Origin of the sequence: Acaryochloris sp. 'Moss Beach', from assembly GCF_021497025.1 — a bacterium.
GTDB classification, from domain to species: Bacteria; Cyanobacteriota; Cyanobacteriia; order Thermosynechococcales; family Thermosynechococcaceae; genus Acaryochloris; species Acaryochloris marina_A.
This window is the reverse complement of the sequence record NZ_CP071717.1, coordinates 2,191,061-2,202,667: the sequence shown is the minus strand read 5'-3', so window position 1 is coordinate 2,202,667 and position 11,607 is coordinate 2,191,061. Positions and strand designations below refer to the sequence as shown.

Here is an 11,607-nt window from a genome sequence, read left to right as displayed (position 1 = left end):
AGCAGTGGATTAAACGCGATTAATGGTTGCCTCCACCTCCCTTTCAGAACAACATGCTGTGGTGATTGGCGGCAGTATGGCCGGGCTTTTGGCTGCTCGGGTGTTGCTGAACCACTTTGGGCGAGTCACAGTATTGGAACGAGATCGCATCCCCGATCAACCCAGTCCCCGTTCAGGAGTGCCCCAAGCCCATCATGTTCATATTCTTCTGACCCAAGGTCAACGCATTTTAGAACAACTCTTTCCTGGTTTGGAAGCAGAACTGGAAGTCGCTGGTGCCCCTCAGGTCAATTGGACGAAGGATTTAAGCTGGCTCAGTATGTGGGGCTGGTCTCAAGCCGTGCCATCAGATCTCTGCACTCGACCCTGTAGTCGAGCATTGTTGGAGTGGTTGATTTATCAACGATTAGCGCAAGAAGCCAACCTCACCTTTCTACCGTCCACCCGAGTGACCGGCCTGGTCGCCAATGCTCAGAAAACGGTGATTACGGGGGTTCAGATCAAAACAAATCAAAGTACGGAAACCCTCAGTGCCGATTTAGTAGTGGATGCCAGTGGCCGGAATTCTGCCTTGCCTAAATGGCTCAATCAGCTGGGGTATGGGTCGCCTCCCCAAACAGAAATCAACTCTTTCTTGGGGGTACAGCAGCCGTTGGTATCAAATTCCTGACCATTGGCAAGCACCTTGGAAGGTGATGCTTATTCAAACGAAGCCGCCAGATCATCCGCGGGGGGTGGTGATGTATCCCGTAGAAGGCAATCGCTGGATAGTTACCCTCGTAGGGGTTGGCCATGACTATCCCCCAACCCATGAAACAGACTTTCTCCCATTTGCCCAGACAGTTCGGAGTCATGAAGTCTATGATGCGATTCACCAGGCGCAACCCTTAAGCGATATCTATAGCTATCGGCGGACCGAAAATTGTTGGCAGCACTATGAAGCATTACCTCGATTGCCCGAACATCTGGTAGCAGTGGGGGATGCGGTGTGTGCGTTTAATCCTATTTATGGTCAAGGTATGACTGTAGCTGCATTGGGCGCCTTAACCCTGGATCAGTGTTTGGACCAAACAGCTGGCAAGTTTCCATTACAAGGCTTTACACCTATCTTCCATCAACAGTTGGCTCAAATGTTGGTCGTGCCTTGGCTGATGGCGACGAGTGAAGATCTACGATGGCCGAGTACGGTAGGTCCAACGCCCAATTGGCAAACACGCCTGATGCATCAATATCTAGATCGCGTTGTTCAAGCTTCTTTGGATCGGTCCTATATCTATCGAACGTTTTGGGAAGTCATTCATATGGTGAAGCCACCCAAAGCCCTATTCCATCCCCAAATTTTATTACCTGACTTGAGACTGGGTTAATCTTCTGTACTGGTTTGAACCGCCTAATGCTCTACGGGCACCTTATTTGGGGTGAGCTGTAAATACAGCCCTGGCACCACTAATAGGGCAATTAAAGTAGCGGCGATCAGGCCAAAAATAATGGCCATACAGAGAGGGAACCATTCTGCTTCACTGAAGGCCAACGGAAGTAGCCCAATCACCGTGGTGATAGAGGTGGTCAAAATAGGACGAAGGCGATCGCTAGCGCCCAAGGCCGCAGCCTGCCGCACTTCCAAGCCCTGTTTACGCCGCTCGTTCATGGTTTCTACCATCACAATTGCATCATTGACCACAATCCCTGTTAAGGAAATGACGCCAATGGCTGCTGGAAATGAAAAGGGTAAATTCAAGAAGTAAAAGCCAATAAAAGTCCCGGTTAAGGCAAAGGGAATCGTCAGGATAATGATCAGTGGTTGGCTATAAGATCCAAATTGCAGGACTAACACCGCAAAGACCAGAAAGATGGCCACCACTAACATCTGACCTGCGGACCCAAAGGTTTCGCCACTGGTCTCAGCATCGCCGCCGAAACGATATTGATAGCCCTGGGGCCAGGTTTTTTGCATCTCCTGGAGTTTGGGTGTTAAGTTTGCCAAAATATCGGCATCGTACACTCCAATGCCAGGAACATTCTTGGCTAGAACCGTTACCGTGCGTTGGCTTTTTCGGTGGGTAATAGACAAAGGCACGGCTCCAGGGGCAGGTTCTAAAACCGCTTCAGCAGGAATGGTTTTGCCGTCAGCCGTGACAAACCGAATGGTTTGAAATTCATCTTGACGGGAGGGACCCCCGACTTCTCCCTGACGGGAGGGCCAGAGGGTACTCATATGAATTTCTAGATCTTCTTCGCCACTGCCAACGGGAAAGTCACCAATATCGTTGTCAATCATCAAATAGCGGCCCTGAGATGCCAGTTCGCTTTGGCTCAGACCATAGAAATCTAGGGCTTCCCGCTTCGGAATCAGTTTGTAGTCTTCCCGTAGGTTGCCTAGGTCATCTCGCACATCCATCGTGCCGGGAATCTCCCGCAAGACCTGCTGCACCTGCACCGAGATTTCTCGCAGCACCTGCATGTCTTCGCCACTAATGGCCACTTGAATGGGGTCTACCCCGCCGCCTGCTCGCTCATACTGGACGGCGAGGGTGGAGCCGGGATAGTTGCGGAGGATTTCGTTTTGGAGTTGCGATCGCAATTCCCGCGCATATTCAAAGGACTGACGTTGTCGTTGGTTAGACTCAACAAAGATGACGGAGAAGCCCACAAAATAGTCGGCGTTGCCGGGCTTCAGCTCCCCGGAAGAGACTAAGCTGCTGCGTTTGCCCACCAGCTTGACCACGCTTTTGAACACGGGCTGCCCATCTGGATCGCGATAGTCTAGCAGCAGGTCTCCCATTTGATCAGCGACGGTTTGAGAACTCTCTAGAGTTGTGCTAGGGGCCAGCTCCACATTCAGGCTAAGTTTAGTGCCGTCATTTTGGGGGAATAAGTTCGACGGTAACGAGGTAAATAAGACGCAGGCAAAGACGAATAGCCCCACTGCCCCCAAGGACCATAGCCGAGCCACGGCCTTATTGGGAACGGTCATTTGCAGGCTCCAGTTTGTAAAGCGGGCCGAGGCCACTTCAGTCATCCGATCCACAAAGGTTTTTTGGGTTCTGCCCTTCACATTTCCCAGCAGAAACTTGGACAGGGGAATCACCACCAGTAGGGACAGAAAATAGCTGATCACCAAGCAGGTAATGGCACTAATGGGAATGAGGCGAATAAACTTGCCCATGGTGCCGGAAATGGCCATCAGGGGGGCAAGGGCCAAGATGGTGGTGAGTTGTCCGGCAAAAGCAGGCCCGGCATAGGCTTTAACGGTCCGCAGGGCGGATTCAGAAAATCCCAAGCCCTCGACAAAAATCCCATCATGCATCCCTTCCAACATCAGAATAAACACATCCACCAGCAGCCCGAGGGCTAGGATCATGCCGATCAGCACCATGGAGTTGAGGGTTTGCCCTCCTAACCAGAGGAAGAAGATAGCACCAATAAAGGTGAGGGGAATGGCTAGTCCGGCAATCAGGGCTTCTCGCCAGGTTAAGGCTACGAGAAGAATAATAAAGACGAAAAAAGAGGCCTGACCGACGTTACTCAGCAGATTGGCGAGTTCATCATTAATGGTGATCGCATCGTTGTTCAGAACCCGATACTCCATCCCTGCTGGCCAAACTTTCGGGTTTTGGCTGGCCTCGTCTAGGGTTTGGAGGGCATCAGTAATCACTTGGATGGTGTCGCTGCCAGCAACCTTAACGATGTCTAAGGTAATGGTGGATTGAAAGGGCTGATTTTCCCAACTGAGAAAAGCTCGATTGGTTTCCCGTTCCAAATCCCGCCGCACATCCGCGACTTCTTCTAAGCGGACAATCCGGTTATCCGTCAGTCGAGTCACGGGCAGGGATTTCAAATCCTGGATACTGCGAAACCGGCCAAATAGACGCACTTGCGCCCCAATCGCATCATCCCGAACCCGGTCCCAGGAGGCATCTTGATTGCCCCCTTGAATGGCGTTTCGCACCTGGGTCGAGGAAATTCCTAAGCTGGTCAGACGGCTGGGAATCAGCTGCACATGAATGACTTCATCCCGATTGCCCGATAGATTGACTTCTCGCAGGTTTTTAACCGATTCCAAAATATCTTTGAGATCTTCTGTGGTTTGACTTAAGGTGGCAGCATCTAAGTTGGGGCCAAACAACCCCACCGTCAAAATCGGTGCATCTTGTTGGGAGACTTGGACAAAATCGGGTTGTTCGCGTCCTTCAGATTCTGCAGGCAGCTCTGGTACTGCATCATCGACTTTACCCCGCAGCTCTTGTATGGATGCGGCCACAGGAGCTTCCGCGCGAAATTCAACATCAATGATCGAATAGGAATTGAAGGTGGCACTTTTAACATCCTTCAACCCTTGCAGAGACTTAATTTCCTTTTCTAGTTTGTCCGTAACGCGGTTTTCAATCGTTTCGGCATCGGTGCCGGGCCAGGCAGTAGTGATATTAGCCCGGGCAATTTTGATGTCGGGGTCAGATTCTTTGACCATGGAAACGTACCCCATCAGGCCACCCATCACCAGCAGAAAACAGAGTAGAATCCCAAACACTTGGCGGGTGAAGAAAAACTGGGCCAAAGGCGAAGCTTTCTCTAGCTCGGAAGCACCATGCACGAGTTTATCTGGAGCTTCCAGGGTAGTTGGCCGATCCTCTGTTTGCATGGGTCTTATCCTTGCGGTGTAGTGCTGTGATTCAATCTGCTGACTTAGGCTGGATCCTCGACATCGACAACATCGACGGGGGAATTATTCACTAGTCGGTTACTGCCTTCAGTCACAACTAATTCATCTGGTTTCAAGCCCTGAGCAATCGAAATTCGATCCAATCCTTCAATATCTAAAACCACGGGACGCTGCTCCACTCGGCCCGTCTCCTCATCAACAACAAACACATAGGATTTGCGATCGCGGGTGATGACGGACCCAAAAGGCAATGTAATGGCCTGGCTTCTAGATTGAGCTGCAATCCAGGTTTGTACCCGCGCACCTAGGCGTAAATTTTCGCGCCCTTCCGTAATCCGAACCCGCACTTGAACGGCCCTGCCTCCAGGGGTGACGGCTGGGGTGACGGAAAATACCTTGCCTCGGGCTTTCGCCACGCTGACTAGATTTCTTTGATTCAGGCCCTGGACAAAGGCTTGGCTAATATCGTCATCCAAGGCAATATAGGCTGGCTGATTGGGGCGCAACAAGCTCCCTTCTGAGGCCGGGATTTCAAAGGCAACCTCGAAACTATTGGGGTCTACCACTACAATGGGCACGGACTCGATAGCAGATTGATAACTGGTGGCAGATTGCACTCTGGAAGGACTCCAATATTCCCCTTCCCGAATATTCATATAAGCGACAATCCCATTGATGGGAGATACGAGCTGGGTATCTTCTCTCGCAATCACCGTGTTCAATAATCGCGCCTGGTTGGAAACGACTCCTGCCTTGGATACAGCAATTTGGTCTTGGGCCGTGTTGACATTTTCTTGGGCTACCTTGACCCCCACTTGGGCTTGAATGACGCGATTATTGTAGGTATCCCGTTCCGTCGCTGGAATCACTCCTTGTTTGTATAGGGTTTGTCGTCGTTTGGCTTCTATCTTGGCGAGTTCTAGGTCAGCTTTGGCCTGCCTGAGATTGGCTTCCGTCTGACGTAAGCTAGCAATCGACTGCTCTTCAGTACGTTTAGCAACTTCGCGATCGGCTGCTGCAGCTCGAATATCAGAGCGATATTTGCGGTCATCCAGGGTTGCCAGCAACTGACCTTTCCCCACTCGATCGCCTTCTCGCAGGAAGCGGCCATTAATTTTGGCGAGCTGAGTGACTTCCCCACTGGATTCAAAAATTAGTTGTTTATATCGCTCTGCCCTTACATCTCCATCGGGATTGGTGACCCAGCGGCGAATGGGGGCTAATTGAGCCCGCACCGCCCGCACGGGTAATTTGGCGGTAGAAGCGGTTTCAGGTTCAGATACTGAAGGGGACTGGCTCTTGTTGTAGAGCCGCCAGCCAAACAGTCCTGCAATCACCAACATCACGAGAATGGCAATGGGCCAGGGAGACTTTTTACCAAAAACTGAAGGTCTGGAGTGTTTGGGCTGCTTGTCTCCAGGGACTTGGATATCAAGTTCTAGTTGAGAAGGGCTATCCGCTAGATCTCCCGCTTCTCTGGGCATACGTTCATCCGTTTTCATGTGTTCTGTTCCCACGCTGATAGGATTGTGCCGCTGGTTGAGCCTACAAAGCTTATGTGATAAAGCTCTTAGCTATTACTTTACGAGAACTTTTATGCATTACAGAAGCGATCTAAACAAAGATTATGCATTCACCTGGGGTTATAGGGCGAGATGATGGATGACCCAACCGGATAAAACGATTCATCCACCCGCATGGCCATGATTACTGAAGGGTATAGCTGACTGGTAATCCTTGTTGTATCCGTGAGAACAAGCCATGGGAGATGGCTCAAGCTGAGGGGCTTGCTTAATCAAGGTTACTGAACGAGCAGTGGGCTGATCGCTGATGATGATAAGAGGCAAATCATCCAGCAGATCTATCGTTGTGAATATTGGGTTTCAATGATTGAGATCGCATCCCCAATACCGTTCCCATAGTTCTGACTCTCCCGCTGGTCATGAGGAGCCTGCAATAAACTTTTCACTATATCTATTGCGGCTTGAGGCGTCTCCACGAGTCTTGCCCACCGCTGGCCGCGGTGCTGTTGTCGATCATATTGCCGGGGCCAGGCAAAGGAAATCAGTGGTTTGCCCAGAGCCTGACATTCAAACACGGTATTGTAGCCTGCCCCACCGATAACCACATCTGCCTGGTTTAAAACGGGCATGCCCGGCCACTTTTGAACCCAAAGGTGTGGTGGACAATGGGGAGGACAAGTATAAGCCAGACATCGACAGGTGACTGCAGGAAAGGTGGTCAGTAATTGCGCCATAAACTGTCCCCAAAAGGCCATTTCTTCCTGATTACCCGCTGCCACGACGACGATAGTGGGCTGCTCTGTTGGTGAAACAGAGGGTAACGCTTGGGCATTCAGCATTAACCAAGGCAAGGTATGAACCGCTTGGGGGAAATAAGCGAACGGGACATCGTCTCCCTCACCTGGAATAACGATAGCGTCGTAGTAGTGCGCAACAAATTTCTCCACCTGTTTGGCTTGAACATAAGCTGGATCGATATCCCGATGAATAAGAACCTTGGGAATGGCGGATAGGTGCGGGAAGCAATCGACTAGCTCGCCGCCGAGGCCACGGGGAAAAGTATCCACGATCAAGCAATCATAGTTTTGGGCTTGGACAATGGCTTGCACCTGATGTCGCGTTTCTGCAGCAGAAGCAATGGGTAGAATCTGTAGTGATAGATTCTGCAAAACAGATGGGCTGAAGTCTATTTGAGGGAGTTGCGTTTCAACCCAAGGGGCATAGGGGGAATTGGTGAGGATGCGAACTTGATGATGAGTCGCGGCTTGTCGCCCCAGGGCGATGGCCCGATTGAGATGCCCCCAGCCTCCGCCCAGGGCATAAATTAACCAGGTGGCCATTAACTAGCCCCAAAATTCATCTCGTAATCTGTATCCAATTCTTCTTCAAAGCTGGCCGCATCGGCTTCCGTAAAGTCGACATTTCGAGATTGACGGTTGTAGCAGTAGTAGGCGCGATCTCGATAGTATTCATATCCCCAATTACCGGGACGATAGGAGCCAAAGTTGGGATAGAGGTCATAGTCAAGCCAATAAGGGTCTTGGTCGAGCTTACTTTGGCCGTTGTTACAGTAAGGACACCCTAGTGCGGTGGTGCGATCGCATCGCCGTTTGAACAGGAAACCGATGGTGCGATCGCAAACCCATTCCCCAGAAGAACGGCCGAGTGCTTTTGCAGTCTGTCCAGGGCGTTCTGCCGCGACTTGTGCCAAACCTGCTAATGGAGTTTTACCCTGGTCCACCCTGGCAGCAGGCACTGCATCCTGAATCTCTTCTTCTTCGATGACGTCTAAGACAACGGTAAAAGTTAGCTCAAATGGTCCCACCTGAATCCGATCACCATGGGTGAGCACTCCTTCGGTAACCGTTACTCCGTTAATTTGGCTGTCTGCTTGACTGCATAACCAAACGCTACCCTGTCGGATTTCCAGCAAAGCGTGAAATGCTTGGACAGCATCAGCATCAAGCACAATCCGACTCACTGCCTGGCTCGCATGGGTTCCAGGCATTAGATTAAAGCTGTGTCCTAGAGCGACAGGAGGCTGCAATTGGGGCTGATAGGTTTTACCGAACTTTGGATCAGTCCAAGTTAATTGAATTTGCACCTTCGGCACCTGGGAGTCGAATCACTGCCTCAACTAAGATAAACCATGATTCTCATTACGCAACGGCTTGGCTGAGAAAACAGCATCCAGTCATTGATGATTCACAAGCATCTATACCAATAGAGTAGTCAGATTTTTTGTCTTTTGAATCACTGAGGTTGGGTATGATGAAGGCCAGCAATATTTATTTCTTATGAGTAGTCCCCTTCTAGCAACCTTTCGTCAGGCGTATCGGGATTTAGATTTATTTCCGCTGTTGTCTGACGAAGAAGTTGAGGCGTTTCGCGTCGATTATGGTCGAGATGCCTTGGTGCGCCTAGAGCAGGCTGTGGACGATGCACCCGAAGACGGCAAGATTATTTTTGCGGGACATCGGGGGTGTGGTAAGTCAACGCTATTAGCCCATTTTGGCCACCTCATGAGTGATCCAGAGCGAGAGCCCCGTTATTTTGTGGTGCGCTTCTCCATCTCGGACATGGTAGAGATGTCGGCGGTAGACCATGTCAATATTCTCTATGCTATTGCGTTACAGCTCCTGAGCAAGGCGAGTGACTCTGAGGTGGATATTCCTACGACCACTCAAGAAGAAATTTTAAATTGGTTCATTACCACTCACTCCACTACTGAAATAAAGGATCTCAAATCTCAAATTGGGATTGGCGGGGATGTTCTGAAAGTCTTGACTGCTAAGCTACAAACGGAATCCACTTTTCGAGAAGAAATTAAACGCACCTATGAGCGGCGTATTTCTGAACTCGTTGCCAAGATAGAAGAAATCGCTGGTCTTATTCAGCAGAACTCAATACGCCCACTGCTTGTCATCATTGATGACTTGGATAAATTGGACTGGAAATTAGTGGAGGAAATTTATAAGAACAATATCCTTGCTCTCTTTCAACCCAAAATGCGGATGGTGTTTACTATTCCCATTGCCGTAGTCCGAGATATTGAACTCCGCACTATTTTGCAGTCGGCTTGTGGTCGTCCCATTTTGCAAATGGGAGTCGCTAATTTTTTACTAAGGCCGATCGTCATCGTCAACAGCAGCCGAATCAACGAAAGGTCGATATTTTTCTAAAAGTATTAGAACGTCGCTTTGGTGAGCACTGGGTGGACTTGATGTCTCCGCAAACGGCTCAGCAGATTGTGTTGCTGAGTGGAGGGGTATTGCGGGAAATGGTGCGGATTGCTCGGGAATGTTGCAGTCAATGTTCGCTGTTGTTGCGGCTCGATCCCGAACTGACTGAGATGAAAATTGATGATCAGGTGCTGGACCTGGCTGTGCGGGAACTGCGGAATGAATTTTCCCTGTCTTTAGGCAAGCGACGGTCTGAGATTTTAGTCAAAACCTATGAAGATGCTAAGCCAGAAGAAGTTGATGATGAAGATTTTGCCCTGCTGTTACATGGGTTATATATCCTGGAATATCGCAATAATCAGGTCTGGTACGATGTGCATCCGATTGTGAAAAAACATCTCCAGCTAGAGCAATTGCTGCCGACGGAAGAATCTGGGAGTGCTGAGGATGCCTACCATTGAGCGGTCTGCTGAAGAACAGAGGCAGTACCTGCGGTTGCTAGTTGCCCTAGAGGCGAATCAGGAGCAATTGGGGTTACTGATTGCCGTGGCAGAAAACCGTAACTTGCAAACTGCCGTTATTGAGGACTATGAGCAATCGTTGGGAGAGCAGGGGGTACATGCCTTTCGACTTTTTATTAACCGCAAAGACCCTAGCCTGCGAACGGGATTAGAACAGTTAGTCGATCAACAGCCTGTCTTACAGGATCATCAGCCTGCGGTGGTCACGGTTCTGGGTATTGGGGATCTACTGCCGCCAATGTTGGCCATTCCAGAGTCTCAGCAAGCCCGATTTTTAGGGTACCTGCAATGGACCCGAGAAGCCCTACGGCAATTTCGGTTTCCTGTTGTGCTCTGGGTAAATCGCAAGGTGGTGCGTTTATTAGCAGAGCAATCGCCGGATTTTTGGAGTTGGCGAAGTGGTGTTTTTTGGTTTGGCGTTCACCCTAGTGATTCGGCAGTCTTACCTTCAACAACTCACAGTGCGTCAGAATCTAGTGCCAAGGGTTTAGATCCCTCTGATGAGAAATTGATGGGCCTGATTGAAACCCTGGAGCATCAGACTGAAAGAGATACAGCAAAATTGGCAGAGCTTTATTCTCAACTGGGGCAAGTTTATACGAAACGGAGTAAAAGCAGACAAAATCGTGAGTTTGCCATCCAGGTCTATAAACGAGCGGTTCAATTGTTGGAGGCTCTAGATTTACCAAAAGAACTGGCAACCAGTTTAGAGCAGCTGGGTAATCTCTATTTTGAACGCAGATATAACGCTCGCGAGGCAGATGTTTGCTATGACGAAGCGTTGCGCCTGTATCGCGAGGTGGGTGCTCGGCTGGGTGAAGCCAATACGTTAAAAGCCCTGGGTGATGTCCTCCAATTTCTGGACCAACGCCAAGAGGCCTTAGAGCGCTATGACGAAGCGTTGCGCCTGTATCGCGAGGTGGGTGCTCGGCTGGGTGAAGCCAATACCTTAAAAGCCCTGGGTGATGTCCTCCAATTTCTCAAGCAAAGTCAAGAGGCCTTAGAGCGCTATGACGAAGCGTTGCGCCTGTATCGCGAGGTGGGTGCTCGGCTGGGTGAAGCCAATACGTTAAAAGCCCTGGGTGATGTCCTCCAATTTCTGGACCAACGCCAAGAGGCCTTAGAGCGCTATGACGAAGCGTTGCGCCTGTATCGCGAGGTGGGTGATCGGCTGGGTGAAGCCAATACGTTAAAAGCCCTGGGTGATGTCCTCCAATTTCTGGACCAACGCCAAGAGGCCTTAGAGCGCTATGACGAAGCGTTGCGCCTGTATCGCGAGGTGGGTGCTCGGCTGGGTGAAGCCAATACGTTAAAAGCCCTGGGTGATGTCCTCCAATTTCTCAAGCAAAGTCAAGAGGCCTTAGAGCGCTATGACGAAGCGTTGCGCCTGTATCGCGAGGTGGGTGCTCGGCTGGGTGAAGCCAATACCTTATTGGGGTTAGGAAGTTTGCAGGACCGTCCAGCACAAGCAATGGATTACTATCGGTCTGCTCAAGCTATTTTTCAGCAAATTGGTGATCAATACAGTCAAGGTCGTAACTTGTTAATGTTTATTGTTTCTGCCCAACAACAGCTAGGCGACTTAGATGGTGTAGAAGAATCATTGGCTCAGGCTGAATCCCTTGGCAAAGCGATTCATTTTGAACCGTTTCAACAGGTAGCTGATCAGATTCGCTCAACGCTTTAGCCAAGGAATTCTCTAATACCGTGAACTCATCACC

Annotated in this window: 9 protein-coding genes; 5 read left to right on the top strand and 4 right to left on the bottom strand. The window is 50.1% G+C overall.

The window, feature by feature from the left end; genetic code table 11:
* The first annotated feature begins 22 nt into the window (after positions 1 to 22).
* On the top strand, positions 23 to 670 hold the full coding sequence (locus tag HRE53_RS10170) for an NAD(P)/FAD-dependent oxidoreductase (RefSeq protein WP_235110289.1): 648 nt from the start codon (positions 23 to 25) through the stop codon (positions 668 to 670).
* Positions 600 to 1,367: a hypothetical protein gene (locus HRE53_RS10165; RefSeq protein WP_235110288.1), complete on the top strand. Its 768-nt coding sequence runs from the start codon at positions 600 to 602 to the stop codon at positions 1,365 to 1,367. Before HRE53_RS10170 ends, HRE53_RS10165 begins: the two co-directional genes overlap by 71 nt.
* A gap of 23 nt (positions 1,368 to 1,390) precedes the next feature.
* Here HRE53_RS10165 and HRE53_RS10160 read toward each other — a convergent pair whose 3' ends face one another.
* The 4 genes from HRE53_RS10160 to HRE53_RS10145 all read right to left on the bottom strand — a co-directional run bounded on the left by HRE53_RS10160 (position 1,391) and on the right by HRE53_RS10145 (position 8,287).
* Positions 1,391 to 4,639: an efflux RND transporter permease subunit gene (locus HRE53_RS10160; protein ID WP_235110287.1), complete on the bottom strand. Its 3,249-nt coding sequence runs from the start codon at positions 4,637 to 4,639 to the stop codon at positions 1,391 to 1,393.
* 44 nt (positions 4,640 to 4,683) lie between these two features.
* Complete coding sequence (locus HRE53_RS10155; protein WP_235110286.1) at positions 4,684 to 6,162, bottom strand: efflux RND transporter periplasmic adaptor subunit; 1,479 nt, start codon at positions 6,160 to 6,162, stop codon at positions 4,684 to 4,686.
* A gap of 359 nt (positions 6,163 to 6,521) precedes the next feature.
* Positions 6,522 to 7,523 (bottom strand): glycosyltransferase, encoded by a 1,002-nt coding sequence (locus HRE53_RS10150; RefSeq protein WP_235110285.1) that lies wholly within the window; start codon positions 7,521 to 7,523, stop codon positions 6,522 to 6,524.
* Positions 7,523 to 8,287 (bottom strand): FHA domain-containing protein, encoded by a 765-nt coding sequence (locus HRE53_RS10145; protein ID WP_235110282.1) that lies wholly within the window; start codon positions 8,285 to 8,287, stop codon positions 7,523 to 7,525. The genes HRE53_RS10150 and HRE53_RS10145 overlap by 1 nt, the downstream gene beginning before the upstream one ends.
* 193 nt (positions 8,288 to 8,480) lie before the next feature.
* Here HRE53_RS10145 and HRE53_RS10140 point away from each other — a divergent pair, with 193 nt between their 5' ends.
* From HRE53_RS10140 to HRE53_RS10130, 3 genes are read left to right on the top strand one after another with little or no spacing between them, the layout of a single operon-like run.
* On the top strand, positions 8,481 to 9,365 hold the full coding sequence (locus HRE53_RS10140; RefSeq protein WP_235110280.1) for a P-loop NTPase fold protein: 885 nt from the start codon (positions 8,481 to 8,483) through the stop codon (positions 9,363 to 9,365).
* A 41-nt stretch (positions 9,366 to 9,406) separates the two neighbouring features.
* The gene (locus HRE53_RS10135) at positions 9,407 to 9,826 is read left to right on the top strand and encodes a hypothetical protein (RefSeq protein ID WP_235110279.1); all 420 of its coding nucleotides are present in this window, start codon (positions 9,407 to 9,409) and stop codon (positions 9,824 to 9,826) included.
* Positions 9,813 to 11,573 (top strand): tetratricopeptide repeat protein, encoded by a 1,761-nt coding sequence (locus tag HRE53_RS10130; RefSeq protein WP_235110277.1) that lies wholly within the window; start codon positions 9,813 to 9,815, stop codon positions 11,571 to 11,573. Before HRE53_RS10135 ends, HRE53_RS10130 begins: the two co-directional genes overlap by 14 nt.
* Positions 11,574 to 11,607 lie beyond the last annotated feature (34 nt).

What these genes read in the sequence shown, in the direction of transcription:
- HRE53_RS10160 (WP_235110287.1), bottom strand. Translation starts at nt 4,639, where the DNA reads ATGCAAACAGAGGATCGGCCAACTACCCTGGAAGCTCCAGATAAACTC.
- HRE53_RS10165 (WP_235110288.1), top strand. Translation starts at nt 600, where the DNA reads ATGGGTCGCCTCCCCAAACAGAAATCAACTCTTTCTTGGGGGTACAGC.
- HRE53_RS10130 (WP_235110277.1), top strand. Translation starts at nt 9,813, where the DNA reads ATGCCTACCATTGAGCGGTCTGCTGAAGAACAGAGGCAGTACCTGCGG.
- HRE53_RS10170 (WP_235110289.1), top strand. Translation starts at nt 23, where the DNA reads ATGGTTGCCTCCACCTCCCTTTCAGAACAACATGCTGTGGTGATTGGC.
- HRE53_RS10150 (WP_235110285.1), bottom strand. Translation starts at nt 7,523, where the DNA reads ATGGCCACCTGGTTAATTTATGCCCTGGGCGGAGGCTGGGGGCATCTC.
- HRE53_RS10135 (WP_235110279.1), top strand. Translation starts at nt 9,407, where the DNA reads ATGTCTCCGCAAACGGCTCAGCAGATTGTGTTGCTGAGTGGAGGGGTA.
- HRE53_RS10140 (WP_235110280.1), top strand. Translation starts at nt 8,481, where the DNA reads ATGAGTAGTCCCCTTCTAGCAACCTTTCGTCAGGCGTATCGGGATTTA.
- HRE53_RS10155 (WP_235110286.1), bottom strand. Translation starts at nt 6,162, where the DNA reads ATGAAAACGGATGAACGTATGCCCAGAGAAGCGGGAGATCTAGCGGAT.